This window comes from Spirosoma endophyticum, from assembly GCF_900112365.1.
GTDB lineage: Bacteria > Bacteroidota > Bacteroidia > Cytophagales > Spirosomataceae > Spirosoma > Spirosoma endophyticum.
In genome coordinates this window covers 651375-667647 of record NZ_FOLQ01000001.1, presented here as the reverse complement: position 1 = coordinate 667647, position 16273 = coordinate 651375, and the positions used below count along the sequence as shown (strand labels likewise).

Below are 16273 nucleotides of genomic sequence, written 5' to 3'. Positions count from 1 at the left end.
TAGAGTGGTTTTAAATCCGGATTGCGTTCAGCGCTTAGGTTGGCGTAGAGCAATTTTGGGTGGTTTTGGTAAACACTAAATCGCCAGCGTTATGTCACGGATTTCGTTTTTTTTCTATTGCGGGTGGTTCATTCTGGGTAGTCAGTCGGTATGGGCTCAGAAAGTGGTTGAGCAGCAGACCCGTTTCCGCTTCGCTCAAATGCACATCGGCATCGACGGTCAATACATACCGCCGGTTCAGGGAGGCTATGTTAGCGCAACCGGCGAGCAACGACCGTTAACTTTGCCTGGTACGTATCATCCCCGATTTACCATAGGCGCTACGCACTTCTGGGGGCTGGTCGATCTCTACGTATCGTTCCCGCTCACCTCAATACGTCCCAAAATTGATGAAGTTCAGGAGTACGGCGTGTCGACCAACGTAGCGACCGGCGCCAGGATACATCCTTTACAATTGCGGTATCACCGGATCAATCCGTATTTGGGCGTCAATTGGTCAACTTTGTCATACATCCAGCGAGTGAATGAACAACTATCGGGAGCTACATTCACGAAAGATGTCATCGCGCTGGAAGGTGGTCTGAACTGGATTACGGGTCATCACTGGTTTGAGTTGGGTGCACAGTATTTACCCGCCCGTGATTTTTCGTACGCTACGTCCCGTGAGACTCGAACACCCGTTCGTTTTCCGGCTTTTACCGCTCAGCTTTCATATAAGTTCCTGATCGACGTAACCCGACCGCTGGAGAAAGACAATAAAGCTGCCTTCGGGCAATACCTGCGTGACCATCGGCAACTCAGCGGGTTTCATATTGATGTGGGGCCGTCGGCGGCTTTTACGTTACCCCGGTCGGAATACAATGCCAGAACGCGGCCTTACCTCAATAATCCATCGGGCAACAGTACGTTTCTCGACGCGTCGATAGGCTATTATTTTTACAAGCCCGACTTCGATATTCGGTTAGCGCACCGCCACATTGTGGCCGACCACGCAGCCTATGGGTTGAGCCAGCAACTCGACCGGAGATCCATCAGCCTGGAAGTCTACAAATACCTGCTGGATTATCATGGGTTTGTACCATTTCTGGGCTTGAGCCTTTCGCGGGAGCAATTGAAAATCCACGAAATAGATAAGGGAGTTCAGGTAACAGACCAGGATGAACAGCAGCTAACGCCGGGACTGGTGGTTGGCTGGGACATCCGGCCGGTTCGGTATGAGTCGATATTGCTACGTACTAACCTGCGGTATTCGCCTTTTCTTAAGACTCGGGTTAACGGACAGACTATCTCGTTTCAACAACTTGAATTTAATTTTATTCAGGCGGTCATTTATCCGCAGCGCATCCTGGCCCGTCGTAAGTTTCTGAAAGAGAATCGCTAAAGAAGATGTTTGCGTTCCTAAAACCATGTGTCAGGAAAGTCGCAAACAGTAAACCTTTTCGTTCGCTATCTTTAGCCACTACAAGCGCGGGTATTCCGCCCGTTGTTGATTAACCGGCTCTACAGTCCCATGAATCAGTCCTCTAAAATTACCCGCCAGCAGTTTCTGAAACTGGGCGCATTCGCTGCGTCGGCGGCATTACTGCCACAATTCGATGCCTTTGCCGCATCAACCAAAAAGGTTGGGCTACAACTGTATACCCTGCGCGATTTGATGGCGAAAGATCCCGTTGGTACGCTTAAACAAGTCGCTAAGATCGGCTACAAGGAAGTCGAGCCATACGGCTACTCGGATGGGAAATTCTTCGGCAAAACGCCCAAAGAGTTTGCGGCTCTGCTGAAAGAATTGGGCATGGTAGCTCCCAGTGGTCACTACACGACGGGCAAAACAATGCCCAAAATGAAAGGAACGCTGACCAACGACTGGAAACGGGCCGTTGACGATGCCGCTGCCATTGGCCAGAAATACATGGTTTGTGCGTATCTGTTCCCCGAAGAACGCACCAAACTGGACGACTATATGCGGTTTGCTGACTTGTTCAATAAATCAGCGGAGGTATGCAAAGCGGCTGGTATTCAATTCTGTTACCACAACCATGATTTTGAATTTAAACCACTGAGCGGTAAAGTGCCTTACGACGTATTATTAGGCAATACGGATAAGAATCTGGTGAAACTCGAACTGGATTTGTACTGGGCCACTTTTGCTAAGCAAGATCCCGTTGCCTTGTTTAAAAAGAGCCCCGGCCGGTTCCCGCTCTGGCACGTTAAAGACATGGAGAAAACACCCGAACGCGCTTTTGCCCCAGTTGGAACCGGTTCAATTAACTTCCAGCGCATTTTCGACGCGAAGAAAACCGCAGGCATGACGCACTACTTTGTGGAGCAGGATGTCTGCAAACTGCCACCGTTGGAGTCTATCGCGATCAGTATTAAAAATATTGAGAAACTAACTGTGTAAACTAGTTAGTCTGGGTGAAAACAGCCCATTAACTTAGTATACGTTAAGCCATAGAAACGACAAACGTCAGTTGCACAACTGACGTTTGTCGTTTCTATTTTTTCGGGTTCTTAGGGTAAACGTAAGCGAAGCGTTTGGTTTGTGTTACTGGCAGGCACATTCCCTGTTCTATCCGGGGTCTTGCTACTATTCATTAGCCCGTAGCGTTTCGCTTTCTAGGGTGGCTTCCCGGCTTTAGTGGGTGCTAACTTTGTGTAAGCCGCTAAAAGCACTTTCAGCATTGCACAGTGTTGCGTTTGGTTTAAAACTACGGTTACAGAACGGGTACTATTTGTCCATTTTTGCATTCGCTGAGTTGATATAAGTAACGGCGGCATCGACGGCAGGCTTAGCCAGTGGATTGGCCGCTCCCCAATACCCGGCTAAGTGGCCCAAACCGGGTAAGTCGACGACCTGAGTCGATACGCTGGCTGCTTTCAGTTTTTCGGCCAGTACAAGACCATGTTGTTTGATCTCATCTTTTTCACAGACGATGATTAAACTTGGCGGATAGTCCTTGAAATTTTCGCCCAGGATTGGGGACACCAGGGGATTAACAGGATCAGCACCATGTAAGTACCAGTTAGTTACTAATGCATAGTAGTCAGCCCCAGCCGCTGTTGGTCTCATGTCAATGCCTGGATTAACAAAAACCAAGGCAAGTGGACGGCCAGGATGGCCTTCCACTTGTCGCATTACTTGCAGAGAACCAATAAATAACCCGCCCGCGCTGTCGCCAATCAGACTAATTTTTTTGTTATCCCCTTGAATACGTTCGGCGTTTTGATCGATCCAGTTCCAGACCGCATAACAATCGTTGATGGAAGCTGGAAACGGGTGCTCGGGCGCTACGCGGTAATCCACTGAAACAACGACTGAGCCGGTTCGATTGCACATAACTCGGGCTATGTTGCTCTCTAACGCACTCATAATAAAGGCACCACCATGAACATTGTACAGGATAGGCAGATTACGCTTGTTATTCGGGTAGTAAATCTGAATAGAGATTGAGTCCGAACCCGACCAGATTTTTCGAACCTCGGTTTTGAATACGCTTTCTAGTGGCATTTTCGCCTGTTCCCCTCCCCGGTTTATAGACGATCTTACCTGCTCAACAGTTGGCGGGCCATTCTGAGCGAACGTAATGAGCGAGCTAAAGAGGAACGTAATAAAAAGAGCCTGACGGATGGTTAGTTGCATGGTAGATGGACGTTATTGCTGTTTATTTTAGTCTTATAAGGCTATTTATCAGTAAGATACATTTTAACGCAACACTCTAAAAACAATGTTTGTAAAGGTAGCGGTTTGGTTCTGCCGGTCCTGGTTTGTAACAACTTCACGCAGGTTCAACCGGGTATAAACGTGTAACTCAGAATCAATCAGCTCGACATCAATTGGCTGGCCATTCGATAGGGTAGCCCCTTTATAGATCAGCACTGCACTGACTGGATCGGCCGATGGATCTTTCTTCGATTTATAAACTTTCAGGTTGCAGTTCGAAGGTAACGTAATGCCTTTCTCTAAATCTCTACGAACAACCGTCAGCAGACTTTGCAATTGTTGCAGTGTTTCCTGAGGTCGGAAGTGGTAGTAGACTTTGTCTTCTGCCGCCCCCTGTTTCGCTTCAACGTAGCCCAGCATAGGGCCGAGTGCCTTAACCAGCGATAACGATTTATCAGATGGAATAATGATCGGGTCAACCAGTAACAGATTCCGAGGTGCCATTCGGTTTGCGAAATAACCTGAAGCGACCAACTCCAGTAGCAAGGCACCACTAGTCGAAGAACTTAACAGACTAATATGCTGGTAGCCTGCTTTGGTGAGCGCATCGTATTCGGCCATAATAGCGCTCTGCCAGTCCTGCCAGGTCGATTTTTTGAACTCCTCGTAGCTACGTCCATGCCCGTTCAGCAGCACCTGCGACAGGTAAAAATCAGCACGGCCATTTGCCCAGGCACGAAATTCATCCCATTCGAACGTAGTTGCCGAATAACCATGACAAGCGATTATAACCGGCTTTTTTGCCTGTTCAGCCGTGGGAACAGGCACGGCTTTGGAAACCAGATAAAGTTCCGGCTTATAGATCGACGGATCAAACAGGGTGCCCCCATCTACCATCTCGTTTGTAATCGTGGGTTCTCTCGAGCAGGATAGGCCAATGATGGCGAACACGAAAAGGCTAAAAGCTGTTTTCATATTAGTTTGTCGATTTCTTCTTTGTCGTTTTCATCAGCACGTCCCAGGTGAGGCTCGTCTGCACAAAAACCGGATACAGCGTTCCGGGACCTACTATGCCATTGCCGGTCAACAGATTGTAGCCAATGGATGCAGTAACCTTAAGTGGAAAACGGGGACAGTAGCAAAGGCCAAATTCGGGTGAAGCCAGCAGCGACGTATGGGGTAGTTCTTTAAAAAGTTCACTCTCATAATCCGCTGTGAAATAGCCCACATTAGCTTTAACAAGGGGTTGAACCAGCCACTTCGGTTGAAAGAGGTACGTAGCAGACGTCAGGAAATTATCCTGCTTGATGGCGTTGGCGTTCAGGGCTGTTCCCAGGCGGGACGTTACGTAGCTGACGCCTAAAAGCAGACGTTTTGAGGCCAGTTTTTGATTCGAATATTGAGCCGTAATACCATTTTCGGCGTAGAGATTGATCGATTTTTGAAGCCGGATGCCCACATCCAGTACCGCATCCTTAGAAGGCCGGTCCTGACCTAAAGAAGCTAGAGTACTAAAGCCAACGAACAGGAACATAAGCCGGTACGTTTTCATAAATTGGTTTTGTGTGGGTTGAATCGGATTAACCGGGGGTGTTTCATGACTTTATTTATGGAAATCGACGCACTGGGAATGTGACCCGAGTTAGGTTGCGTATCATGGTTAAAGTCGATATTTATCCGTAATCAGAAAACAAGTATTGAGGGAACGGTTTAGTACTATTACGGCTTGGTAACCCAAGCATTAAATTGGCTCTACGACGGTCATGTTTTTAGCGTTGGTATATATATACGCTTACTCGTTGCTAGATTTGACAACGCAAAAGCGTTTTAACCGTAATTTTTGATCAGCTAAATCAATCGATTCGGTTTGTTTCATGAGCGACCGAATAATTTAATTTTTAGAATCGACAAAAAATGGATTTACAGGTAAGTGGAAAAACCGCCTTGGTCACTGGTTCGACGGCTGGCATTGGACTGGCAATTGCTAAAACACTGGCGCAGGAAGGCGTCGAAGTCATACTAAATGGCCGAAGCAAGGAACGGGTCGAAGCGCTGGCACGCCAGCTAACGGATGAATTACCCGGCACGCAATTTCGGGGCATTGCGGCTGACTTCAGCAAGGTTGACGACATAAACGTATTATTAGCAGAACTGCCTGAAATAGACATATTGATCAACAACGTTGGTATTTTCGAGCCTAAGGAGTTTACGGAGATACCCGATGAAGACTGGTTCAAGTTTTTCGAGGTGAATGTCATGAGTGGGGTTCGCCTGTCTCGCCAATACTTCCCGAAAATGCTGGCGAAGGGGTGGGGGCGGATTATTTTCGTATCCAGTGAATCGGCCTTGCAGATTCCAACGGAGATGATCCACTATGGCATGACAAAAACCGCTCAACTGGCTATTTCACGCGGTCTGGCCGAACTGACTACCGGAACGGACGTTACCGTTAACACCGTTCTCCCAGGTCCAACATTTTCGGAAGGGGTTGGTGATTTTATCAACAGCATGGCTACCCGGAACGGCGTATCGGTGGAGGAAATGGAAACGGATTTTTTCAAGAACGCTCGCCCGACGTCCATTATTAAACGCTTTGCGACTACCCAGGAAATTGCCAATCTAGTTGCTTACCTCTCGAGTCCGCTGGCATCCGCCACCAACGGTGCCGCGATCCGGGTGGATGGTGGTGTTACCAAGACCATCGTCTAGGCTCCTGATACCAAACTCACCTAACTGGATACCATCTGGAGATTCTGTGTAAAAGTTCGTTTGGGGTAGCTGATGAACCGGCATCTCAGGTGGGACTTTCAAATTGAATCAGCCGATTCCTGAGTAGAAGAGACGTACTATCGCGATCTGGGGCCTGTCAACTCGCATCACTACATCAGGGTTCAATGTAGTACTGTTTAAACAGTAAAAGCTCCGAATGGAGCTTTTACTGTACTGGTTGTCAAGTAACTAAGCGTAATTTATCACGAGCTTATTCCAGTATTAACTCGGCAAAAGCCTCCTTACTAAACCCTTTTAATTCAAGGGTTCGGCCTGTTTTTATTTTGGTGACCCAATTGGGATCAGACAAAAGCGGCCTGCCTACGGCTACCAGGTCAAAATCACCCCGGTCCATCCGGCGGCTCAGTTCATCCAGCGAGGCCGGTTGAGAGCTTTCGCCCGCAAAGGCCCCGAAGAATTCCCCCGTAAGGCCAACCGAACCTACCGTGATGGTGGTTTTGCCGGTCAGCTTTTTGGCCCAGCCGGCAAAGTTAAGGTCAGATTCATCGAATTCGGGTTCCCAGAAACGGCGTTGTGAGCAATGAAGCACATCGACGCCTGCATCTACCAACGGCTGAAGCCAGGCCTCCATTTCCTGGGGTGTTTTGGCCAGCTTGTGGGTATACTCAGCGGGTTTAAACTGCGACAGTCTGATGATTACGGCAAAATCATCGCCTACCTGTTTCCGAACCTCCTTAATTACATCCGTAGCAAAACGTGTGCGCTCCGCCAGAGTTTTGCCGCCATAGACGTCAGTCCGCAAATTGGTAGCCTCCCAAAAGAACTGGTCGATCAGATAGCCATGCGCCCCGTGAAGTTCGACACAGTCAAACCCTGCTCTTTTAGCATCGGCTGCGGCTTTACCGAACGCCAGGATTGTGTCGTCAATATCTTTTTGGGTCATGACAGAGCCATTGGTGAAGCCGGGTCGGTTGAGTCCCGACGGTCCTTCAAAGGGTACGGGCGGCACCCAGCCGGAACGGTGATTGTCCATAATACCCATGTGCCAGATTTGCGGCCCCATTTGCCCACCCTGGGCGTGTACCTCATCAATGACGTATTGCCAGCCCGCTAGCGCTTCCTGACCGTAGAAATGGGGTACGTTGGCATCGTTGGAAGCCGAAGGACGGTCGATGACAGTGCCTTCCGATAGAATCAGCCCAACTTCCCCTTCGGCTCGTTTCTGATAATAAGCGGCTACCTTTTCGGTAGGTATGCCATTGGGTGAAAACGATCGCGTCATTGGGGCCATGACAATACGGTTTCTTAAATTCAGTGTTTTCAACTGAAAGGGCCTGAACAAACTTTGGGTATTCATCTTTTTAAGGTTGTATTAGAACGTTGAATAAATAAGTTTACTTAACCATCAAAGGCCATTTCGTTACGTTTGAAATACGTCCATTCTCCGGTGGTTGGCCTTAACAAAGCCGTTCCGTTGCAGGATTATGTGGTATTCAGCCATCGTTGATTGGGTGAGACGGCCTTTAAGCATACCAACTTTTCTTGTGCTCAAAGCCAGGATAGGTTCGTTAGCAATCTTCGCATTTTCGATTAATAAACATTTACTGCGGAGGGTTGATCACAAATAAACTTAACGTTCTGAAAATGAAGAATTTAATGGTGCCACGCTGGTGGCTAATGATTGCCAGGGGCATACTATATACATTAATTGGGGCCACTAAGTTTGTTTTTTCGAACATATACTCGGTGCGGTCGGGCCAGCTACGCTACTGCTTCGCAAGCTTTTGGGGCTATGCCGTGTAGTTATTTGGGTTTGGCTCAACTCAATTCTTGATCAGTGCTATTCTGTTTTTGGGTTTTATTATTATCCAACTTTAGTCTTAGCACAAGCTTACTGATGGTATTAATTACAACTTGACACCTGGCTGGAGACTGAAGAAATTTCAGTAAAAGAGCAAAACGTATCATCTGTCAGACCGTTGGTCAATGTCAGACAAAATGTGGACTATCTTTTCAATTTATTGCTGCTGGCGAGGAACCATTCATAGGAACGGCTTCTTTTTAAGGAGCCACAAGTATTTCTTCGCTAGTGAAGTAGTATCGACCAACTGACACACCACTACTTCGCAAACTAATTCAGTAACAATGACCACAAAACGATACGTCTTTTTAATTCTGATTTTGGGTTCCTTATCAGCGCTGGGGCCTTTTTCAATTGATATGTACCTGCCTGGTTTTCTGGCTATTGCCAACGATCTGCATACGACCGTTGCCCGTGTCTCACTTTCTCTGTCGAGCTTTTTTATTGGTATTTCGGCCGGGCAGTTACTATACGGACCGCTACTTGACCGATTTGGGCGAAAGAAGCCGCTTTATCTGGGGCTGATTCTCTACGTAGTAGCCTCCGCCGGTTGCCTTTTCATTCACTCGGTTGATGCGCTGATCGCCCTTCGATTTGTTCAGGCGATTGGTAGTTGTGCCGCTGCCGTTGCTGCGGTGGCCATGGTTCGGGATTTGTTTCCCATTGAGGACAATGCCAAGGTATTCTCCCTGCTCCTGCTGGTGCTTGGGGCTTCCCCCATGATTGCTCCCACCCTGGGCGGCTATGTAATTGCGGGCTATGGATGGCAGGCGGTATTTTTAATTTTGATGGTGTTGGGCACGCTTATCCTGCTGGCTACCTTTTTCTGGCTACCTGAAAGCTATAAACCTGATCCGTCGTATTCGTTAAAGCCAAAACCAATCCTTACCCGGTTCTGGTCGGTGCTTCGGGAACCCCAGTTTTTCACCTATGCGCTGGCCGGTGCGGTTACGTTCTCGGGTTTGTTTGCTTACGTAGCTGGATCTGCACAGGTGTTTATGGGTATCTACCAAGTCAGTAGCCAGGGATATGGATGGATATTCGCCTTTTTGTCGGTCGGCTTTATTGGCTCCAGCCAACTCAATAGTGTCGCTTTGCGTTACTATCGAAGTGAACAGATTGTTCCTGTGGCCTTATTGAGTCAGTCGATTATTGGCCTCTTGTTCTTACTCAGTGCGGGACTGGGCTTGCTGGGACTTTACAGCACGATTGCGTTTTTATTTGCCTTTTTGTGTTGTCTGGGTTTCACCAATCCGAATACGTCAGCGTTGTCATTGGCTCCGTTTGCGCACAATGCCGGAAGTGCTTCGGCGCTGATGGGGGCTCTTCAAATGGGCGTTGGCGCGCTTGCTTCGGTAGCTGTTAGCCTATTTGATTCTCAATCGGCAATACCCATGATCAGTATAATGGCTGCGGCCGCAACAGGAGCCCTGATGATTTTGCTCATTGGTCGTCGGATGATTGTTCGACCTGTAGTAGAGAGTAGTCAAACAGAACCGGTTTTGCATTGATGGCCATTCCGTCTATACAGAACCAGTATTACGTTAACAACCAGAACTGTCCCTTTTTCTGGGGCTGTTGCAGGACAACCTATCTAAGTACCGTTCCGTGAGCTAGCTCCAGACTACAATAAAGGTTATGTCCAAAAAGATACGTCTTCCTGAATCACTGGTTCGATAGGGGAGCCCCAAAGATTTGACAATAATAGTATCGTTTCGTGCGCTTACTAGGGCCGGCAACGCCTACACCGATGTCGCTTATATCATTCGCCAGCATATTTTGACGGTGTCCTTTCGACTTCATCCACTGTTCATAAACCACAAACTGACCATCTAAATCCGTATTGAGGGCAATATTCTCCCGAACGGTTCGATACACGTATCCTACCCGCTGCGCTTTATCAACCAGACTAAGACCACCGATCGTATGTGACATTTCATCCCGGGCGGCCATCAACTCAGCGTATTGCTGGGCTGCTGTCATCAATTTCGGGTCCTTATGCAGTAAAGCCCTGCTTTTAGCTGCCCGTACAGCGTTCGTAGCCTCAAATATGTTATCAATTTCACGCTTTACCTGTAACGTTTGGTTGATTGGCCGAGTTAGAGACCCTCCCCTGGAGGGGGCGGCAAAATCAAGCCCTAAAGTGAGCGTGGGTAATAAGCAAGCTATAAATCCAATACGTCTTAAATTCATTGTTTTATACAGATATATAACCAGGCTTACTGACGAGTTACTCGTTATTTAAACGCTGCCGGTTAACCCTTATTGGCTGTTGGTGGCCCGGTGAGCCTCCCGTACTTGGGCTCCAGGTGAGCAAAACAGGTTTTAGTAGAGCAGGCTACTCAAGACCATTCCACAAAATTGCCCCGATGGAGGTATTTACGTAGTGGATTAAAATCAGGCGTTCAATGGAAAGACATTGCCGCGTCGGCGGTTCAACTGGCCTCCAAGTGAACTTTGCAACCGCTGGCGCAAGCGGGATTTACGGATCAGCTGGCCGGGTTGCTGGTGCGAATGGTGATTCCATGAATTACGAAGCGGGCAAAACCTTTTTACAGAAGCGATCGGACCGAGTTCACTTAAAACGGTTGCCGGGTTACAGTACATTGGCGATCTGACCCGAACTTAAGCCTACTAAGCTGATGTGGAGCCAGTTATAACAATGGCTGAAAAATTAAGTATTTCTTTCGCGCGCCCTTACGTAATTCTTTGCTAATTGAATGTGAAAGATACCAATCGGATCGTAGTGATTCTGATTAGTATCTGGCCAAAAGTGTAAAGGTTAGAGCCTGCTTTTTGTCGATACGGACAAAGGGTTTATGGTAGCCCTATCCGATTGAATTCTAAACGTATTAGTAACGATTGATCTAAAGGTTTGCCCCCTTTTCGTTAAATTTTAAATGATCTGTTGTTAATCCGGAGAGACTTTTCGATTGAATTGAATAGGTTGATTAGTCGGGTTTGATCTTCTGGAGATGCCTCATCTATGAATCTGGCAGCAACTTCAAATACATATTGTTCCAACAAGGTAGTGATATTGATTTTTGATTGAGTCATTTTTTATCGACAAGCTAAACAAATAAGGTTTAACACGACCCTAAACGACTGTTCAATCCTTTTGTTAAAAATAGTAGCGGGGGCGAGGTTTTTTAATTAAAAAATTAGAAGTTGGACTGATCTTTAGAAACATAGCGTCGATGATGGCAGGAGAAATGCTCGTCAAGTTTGATATTTTGTGGATCTATAATCAATTTTTTTAGGGAAATTCAGGCTATCCCACAGGAGTTTATTCCAAGAGCCCGCCGAATCTTTTTGTTCCATTGCTGAATGGTCCGGGTTTGCTTTTGGAGGTTTTTTATTTTTAATACTGTATCATGTTCTTCCTCTACACTACTTATGTCAATTAGAAGATCATTCAGTACATCGACTAACGTCAGACGTAGTTGCGTAAGATCTGTCATCGCCTGCTGATTACCGATTTTACCAAGGGGGTTAATTACATCTTCATTCGTCAGACAATGAGCCTCAAGTATGCTGATCAATTTATCATTCCATTGATTGAAATTCTTGATGGCATTAGCCCAATCGCTCACTATACGTTGAGGGTCAGTTTCAATATTTTCATCCTGCGAGTTAACTATTTTAGATCTAGTCATAGCCCAGTTATTTACCACGAAACATCTATTTATGCTTAAAAATTTTGAGGCAGTCTACTTATTAATTAATAAATTATTTTGTTTTGTCGAAAGGTTAGTGAGCTCGAAACTACAATAAAATTTAAAAGAACAAGACGTATTTGTTTATATAGAATGAGTCAAAAGTATAGCTGTAAAATAATAGTGTCTGGCCGCAAACGTATGTAAATGCTTATGTAAATATTGATTATAAAAGTGTAGTCTTATATTTTATTTAATAGTTATTTAAAATGGGCTCTAAGGATTTAAAAGCTATCGCTAACAGGTTATTGACTTTATGAATCACTGATTAACGAATGAATGATCAGTCAGTAATTGCTGGAACCAGCGTCCAGATGCTTTCACGATACGTTGCTGGGTACGGAAATCGACATACACTAAACCAAATCGGGGTCTGTAGCCTTCGGCCCATTCGAAATTATCCAGAAATGTCCAGGCGAAATATCCGTCTACCGGGAAACCTTCCTGCTTAGCCCGCAAGACATTTTGCAGGTAATTCTGATGATACTTAACTCGTGCCTTATCATTAACCTCACCATTTTGAACGGTATCATAGAAAGCAGCCCCACTTTCGGTGATATACATTTTTTTGATGCCTTCGTATTGGCCGAATTGCTTGATAACCCGATACATGCTTTCGGGATAGACTTCCCAACCCATTTCGGTAATCGTAGGAACACTCCGCCGGAGTGGCGAAACATCTTTTGCCCAGAGATATGGCATAAAATAAGACTGTTCGACAACCGCCCGAAAATAATGCTGTAAGCCAATGAAATCGAAGTCGAACGCTAACTGCTCCATGTCGCCGGGCTTGGCTACTTTTTTGGCAATTCCGGCCAGAAAGGGCAGTTCTTTGGTCGGATATCCCAACCCAAGGGCAGGTTCGATGAAAAGCCGATTCATGAGCGCATCAACGCGGCCGGCTGCGGCCTGGTCGCCGGGTGTAAATGGATCAACAGGTGAGCAGGAGAACGTAGTGCCTACGTGAGCGTTCGCTACGTTGCGTCGAACGACACGACCACCTTCTGCCTGCGCCAGCGTGGTATGATGAATGACAGGAAGCAGGTTTCGGAAACTCCGTCGGCCGGGTGCGTGCTGGCCGGTAAAATAACCCAGGATGGAAAAAGCCAGCGGTTCGTTCAGGATAATCCAGTGCTTAACTTTATGACCAAAGGCTTTGGTGCAAACGTCGGCAAAATCAGCGAACCAATCGACAATTTTTCGGTTCGGCCAGCCGCCTTTGGTTTCGAGCGCCTGTGGTAAATCCCAGTGATAGAGGGTGATCCAGGGGGTAATGCCCAGCGCAAGGCAATGATCAATGAGTCGATCGTAAAAGGCCAGTCCGGCTTCATTGATACGTCCCCCATGCAGCGGACCGACGCCATTGGGCAAAATGCGCGACCACGACAGCGAGAACCGAAACGCGGTTAACCCTAACTCTTTATGAATAAGGAGATCGGATTCATACCGATCATAGAATTCGCAGGCAATGTCGGCTGTTTCGCCGGTTTTAATTTTACCTTTCTGCCGACTGAACGTATCCCATACACAGGGTGTACGCCCGTCACGGTCAACGGCTCCTTCAATCTGGTAGGCAGCGGTGGCGGTTCCCCAGATAAAATCGGGACCGAAATCATGGCGATTGAACGTCGGAAGGCTGATTGGTGAGAGAGATGGGTTCGTCACTACGTTGCGTGGCTGGCTGGCGCGCAAAAGTAAGGCATAGCTGAAAAGGAAATTCCCCAACCCGATAATTTAACATACCGGATTGGGGAACGTACAGGACTCGGACGGACCTAGCCACGACGACCGTAAGGAGCGGGTTGGTTTCTGTTGTAAGGCACGCTTTGCTGAGTCGCGAATAAGCGGTCACGTTGCGCCGAAGTCAGTACGGCCAGCATGTCCTGACGTTTACGGAGTTGAATCTGACGCAGGCCATCGGGTGTCATACGAGACGTCGACATAATGCGATCGTAGTTATCTTCGATTTTGTGTAGTTGTTTTTCCTGACGGCGCGACAGACCAACAATGGCATCTATACGGTCAATTTTTATCTCATCCTGATATTGGTCACGGTCGTTACGTTGACCGCCATATTGATTTGTACGATTGTCAAAAGGTCTTGAATAGACTCCCTGAGCGAAGGTTACACCAGTTGCTAAGGTGAAGAGAGTCAGGGCGGCAGCGATTGTCTTTTTCATGGTCAGTTGTTGTTTTTTTAAGGTTAACTGATCGTTAGAGGCAAACGGGTCGTCTGCGTTTAACAAGGCTCTATAGCCTTGTGGCTGAATGCCATTTTTTGCTGGTTAAACGTGCGTAAAATGCTACCGAATGGCGTTTTTTTCTGCTCTCCAGAAAATCGTAAACCCATAAACTTACCGAGTACTAAAGAGCAAAGGATACGTAGTGGTTATCTTTGCCGCCAATAATAGGTTTGTAATTCCCTCGTGTAGCGTCTAATTTCGCGAGTTAGGCTACCCGTTCATTAGGCGGGTCCTGGAACACTGTCTATCTTGCCTGATCAAGAAATTGAAAACGTCTAATCAAGTCGAGTGTCAGCAACCTTGCCTGTAGTTAGATCCACATTTACCAATAATCGTAGACTCATTCGAGTATTTTATGACAAGTGTTTTTAATTTTTTGTCGAATAAAAAACAACAAGTACTATTTATTTCATTGCTATGGGCGCTTCTGGCAATATTGATAAATCCAGTTGGTGAATTTCCCTTCAACGATGACTGGGCGTATGCCCAATCCGTAAAAGTGTTGGTTGAAAAAGGCACTTTTTTCTTTTCAAGCTGGACCGCTGTCAATCTAATTGCTCAAATAGGGTGGGGCGCTTTATTCTGTTTACCCTTTGGTTTTTCCTTTACAGCCCTTCGTATATCTACACTGGTGGCCGGTCTATTTGGGTTGTGGGGTACGTATCAATTGCTTGATAAAGCAACCGACAGTCGAAAAACCGCTTTTATTGGTACGCTTCTCACACTGGTGAATCCATTGTATTTAAATTTATCGGCTACGTTTATGACCGATATTCCGTTTTACGCGCTGACTGTCTGGTCGTTGTCTTATCTGGTAACGGGCTTAAAACAGGATTCTACCCGTCAATTGATTATTGGTCTTCTGCTGGCCGTTGTTGCGTTATTAATCCGGCAGTTTGGGATTATACTTTTTGTAGGATTCAGCGTGGCCTATGTTGCCCGGAAGAACTTCGCGGTAAAGAGTCTGGTGGTGGCCTTTGCAAGTGCGCTTACCGGTGTACTGGTTCAGGCAATTTATCAAAAATGGCTGGAGCATGTACTTGAAGGTACGGGGCACGTATACAATGCACAGGCGAACAATTTTTTACATCTGAGCTATTATAAACTGCAGCTTATTGCTGGCTTCATCCACAATACATTCATTGCACTGATGTATTTGGGTTTGTTCATGTTTCCTTATTTTTTGCTTCTCCTGACAAAAAGTAGTCAATCCGCTTTCCGAAAAAATATTGGCCTCTGGCTTTTACTGACAGGGATCGTTATTGGTCTATGGCAATACTTTTTCGACGGTATGAACATGCCGATCTGGTGGAATACGATAAGTGCATTTGGCCTGGGACCCGTTTTGTTACGCGATATTTATTTCCGTTTATATGGATTTCCGCTCCCCAGTCTTCTGTATTTTATAACCGTCTGCAGTACAATCTGTAGTTTACTGGGTAGCGTTGGTCTACTTTTTTATATGGTCAGAGCAGTTAAGTATTTAGCTCGCTGGCCGCTAAGTGTACCTCAGCGTACGATCGGAATTCTTATGGTTTCGGTTGGTGGAATTTACTTTTTTCCCTTGGGTTTGCAGGGCTTATTTGATCGCTATCTATTGCTATTGCCTGTGTTAATCATCGTACTGGTTCATATTGTTCAGCAAAATTTTGGTGAAAACCAGACGGATCGTCCACGGCGTTTGCCGCTTTATTTATCAATAGGTCTATTTGTCGCTTATGCCCTATTCAGTGTTACCGGTACCCATGATTACCTGGCCTGGAACCGCGTTCGCTGGCAAGCCCTGGGTAATCTGATGAAGGACGGAGTATTAACGACTCAGATCGACGGCGGATTTGAGTTCAATGGATGGTATTTATATGAGAGTAGATTCAAGCCTACCCCCGGCAAAAGCTGGTGGTGGGTTCATGATGATACGTATGTTGTGGGGGCGAGCGTGCTGCCCGGTTATTCTCTTTTTCAGCAACATAAAGTCGACAGCTGGCTTCCCTGGGGCATGACGCATGTTATTATTGGCAAAAAGAACGAGAAAGCACCCCTGAAATCGACCAGTTAGTACGTA

Annotated in this window: 14 protein-coding genes; 6 read left to right on the top strand and 8 right to left on the bottom strand. The window is 46.6% G+C overall.

Annotation, left to right across the window (positions count from 1 at the left end; genetic code table 11):
• Positions 1-91: 91 nt before the first annotated feature.
• Both BM202_RS02560 and BM202_RS02555 read left to right on the top strand, forming a co-directional pair.
• Positions 92-1381 carry a hypothetical protein gene (locus BM202_RS02560; protein WP_093822883.1) on the top strand — a complete coding sequence of 430 codons (1290 nt, stop codon included), beginning with the start codon at positions 92-94 and terminating at the stop codon, positions 1379-1381.
• A 129-nt stretch (positions 1382-1510) separates the two neighbouring features.
• A complete protein-coding gene (locus BM202_RS02555; protein WP_093822882.1) occupies positions 1511-2401 on the top strand; it encodes a sugar phosphate isomerase/epimerase family protein in 891 nt (296 codons plus the stop codon).
• A gap of 327 nt (positions 2402-2728) precedes the next feature.
• On the opposite strand, the gene BM202_RS02550 is transcribed toward BM202_RS02555, so the two are convergent.
• The 3 genes from BM202_RS02550 to BM202_RS02540 form a co-directional block, all read right to left on the bottom strand.
• Entirely contained in the window at positions 2729-3640 is a 912-nt protein-coding gene (locus BM202_RS02550; RefSeq protein ID WP_093822881.1) for an alpha/beta hydrolase, read from the bottom strand.
• Positions 3641-3703: 63 nt separating this feature from the next.
• On the bottom strand, positions 3704-4636 hold the full coding sequence (locus tag BM202_RS02545) for an alpha/beta hydrolase (protein WP_093822880.1): 933 nt from the start codon (positions 4634-4636) through the stop codon (positions 3704-3706).
• A gap of 1 nt (position 4637) precedes the next feature.
• Positions 4638-5213: a hypothetical protein gene (locus BM202_RS02540; protein WP_245776493.1), complete on the bottom strand. Its 576-nt coding sequence runs from the start codon at positions 5211-5213 to the stop codon at positions 4638-4640.
• 362 nt (positions 5214-5575) lie between these two features.
• Here BM202_RS02540 and BM202_RS02535 point away from each other — a divergent pair, with 362 nt between their 5' ends.
• Entirely contained in the window at positions 5576-6370 is a 795-nt protein-coding gene (locus BM202_RS02535; RefSeq protein ID WP_093822879.1) for an SDR family NAD(P)-dependent oxidoreductase, read from the top strand.
• A 271-nt stretch (positions 6371-6641) separates the two neighbouring features.
• Here the strand turns inward: BM202_RS02535 and BM202_RS02530 are convergent, their stop codons facing one another.
• The gene (locus BM202_RS02530; protein WP_093822878.1) at positions 6642-7748 is read right to left on the bottom strand and encodes an NADH:flavin oxidoreductase; all 1107 of its coding nucleotides are present in this window, start codon (positions 7746-7748) and stop codon (positions 6642-6644) included.
• Positions 7749-8536: 788 nt separating this feature from the next.
• On the opposite strand from BM202_RS02530, the gene BM202_RS02525 reads away from it, so the two are divergent.
• Positions 8537-9763 carry a multidrug effflux MFS transporter gene (locus tag BM202_RS02525; RefSeq protein WP_093822877.1) on the top strand — a complete coding sequence of 409 codons (1227 nt, stop codon included), beginning with the start codon at positions 8537-8539 and terminating at the stop codon, positions 9761-9763.
• Between the two features lie 154 nt (positions 9764-9917).
• Here BM202_RS02525 and BM202_RS02520 read toward each other — a convergent pair whose 3' ends face one another.
• Entirely contained in the window at positions 9918-10445 is a 528-nt protein-coding gene (locus BM202_RS02520; protein WP_093822876.1) for a CAP domain-containing protein, read from the bottom strand.
• 215 nt (positions 10446-10660) lie between these two features.
• Between BM202_RS02520 and BM202_RS37050 the strand changes: the two genes are divergently transcribed.
• The gene (locus tag BM202_RS37050) at positions 10661-10870 is read left to right on the top strand and encodes a hypothetical protein (RefSeq protein WP_218160503.1); all 210 of its coding nucleotides are present in this window, start codon (positions 10661-10663) and stop codon (positions 10868-10870) included.
• A gap of 648 nt (positions 10871-11518) precedes the next feature.
• Here the strand turns inward: BM202_RS37050 and BM202_RS02515 are convergent.
• From BM202_RS02515 to BM202_RS02505, 3 genes are all read right to left on the bottom strand, one after another.
• Positions 11519-11908 (bottom strand): hypothetical protein, encoded by a 390-nt coding sequence (locus BM202_RS02515; RefSeq protein ID WP_093822875.1) that lies wholly within the window; start codon positions 11906-11908, stop codon positions 11519-11521.
• 321 nt (positions 11909-12229) lie between these two features.
• A complete protein-coding gene (locus BM202_RS02510) occupies positions 12230-13609 on the bottom strand; it encodes a GH1 family beta-glucosidase (RefSeq protein WP_093823611.1) in 1380 nt (459 codons plus the stop codon).
• Between the two features lie 134 nt (positions 13610-13743).
• Positions 13744-14148, bottom strand: a complete 405-nt coding sequence (locus BM202_RS02505; RefSeq protein ID WP_093823608.1) for a hypothetical protein — start codon at positions 14146-14148, stop codon at positions 13744-13746.
• Between the two features lie 418 nt (positions 14149-14566).
• On the opposite strand from BM202_RS02505, the gene BM202_RS02500 reads away from it, so the two are divergent.
• A complete protein-coding gene (locus tag BM202_RS02500) occupies positions 14567-16267 on the top strand; it encodes a glycosyltransferase family 39 protein (RefSeq protein ID WP_093822874.1) in 1701 nt (566 codons plus the stop codon).
• Positions 16268-16273: the final 6 nt, after the last annotated feature.

Coding starts and splice junctions, on each gene's coding strand:
- BM202_RS02560 (WP_093822883.1), top strand. CDS start 92: ATGTCACGGATTTCGTTTTTTTTCTATTGCGGGTGGTTCATTCTGGGT.
- BM202_RS02555 (WP_093822882.1), top strand. CDS start 1,511: ATGAATCAGTCCTCTAAAATTACCCGCCAGCAGTTTCTGAAACTGGGC.
- BM202_RS02550 (WP_093822881.1), bottom strand. CDS start 3,640: ATGCAACTAACCATCCGTCAGGCTCTTTTTATTACGTTCCTCTTTAGC.
- BM202_RS02545 (WP_093822880.1), bottom strand. CDS start 4,636: ATGAAAACAGCTTTTAGCCTTTTCGTGTTCGCCATCATTGGCCTATCC.
- BM202_RS02540 (WP_245776493.1), bottom strand. CDS start 5,213: ATGAAAACGTACCGGCTTATGTTCCTGTTCGTTGGCTTTAGTACTCTA.
- BM202_RS02535 (WP_093822879.1), top strand. CDS start 5,576: ATGGATTTACAGGTAAGTGGAAAAACCGCCTTGGTCACTGGTTCGACG.
- BM202_RS02530 (WP_093822878.1), bottom strand. CDS start 7,748: ATGAATACCCAAAGTTTGTTCAGGCCCTTTCAGTTGAAAACACTGAAT.
- BM202_RS02525 (WP_093822877.1), top strand. CDS start 8,537: ATGACCACAAAACGATACGTCTTTTTAATTCTGATTTTGGGTTCCTTA.
- BM202_RS02520 (WP_093822876.1), bottom strand. CDS start 10,445: ATGAATTTAAGACGTATTGGATTTATAGCTTGCTTATTACCCACGCTC.
- BM202_RS37050 (WP_218160503.1), top strand. CDS start 10,661: ATGGAAAGACATTGCCGCGTCGGCGGTTCAACTGGCCTCCAAGTGAAC.
- BM202_RS02515 (WP_093822875.1), bottom strand. CDS start 11,908: ATGACTAGATCTAAAATAGTTAACTCGCAGGATGAAAATATTGAAACT.
- BM202_RS02505 (WP_093823608.1), bottom strand. CDS start 14,148: ATGAAAAAGACAATCGCTGCCGCCCTGACTCTCTTCACCTTAGCAACT.
- BM202_RS02500 (WP_093822874.1), top strand. CDS start 14,567: ATGACAAGTGTTTTTAATTTTTTGTCGAATAAAAAACAACAAGTACTA.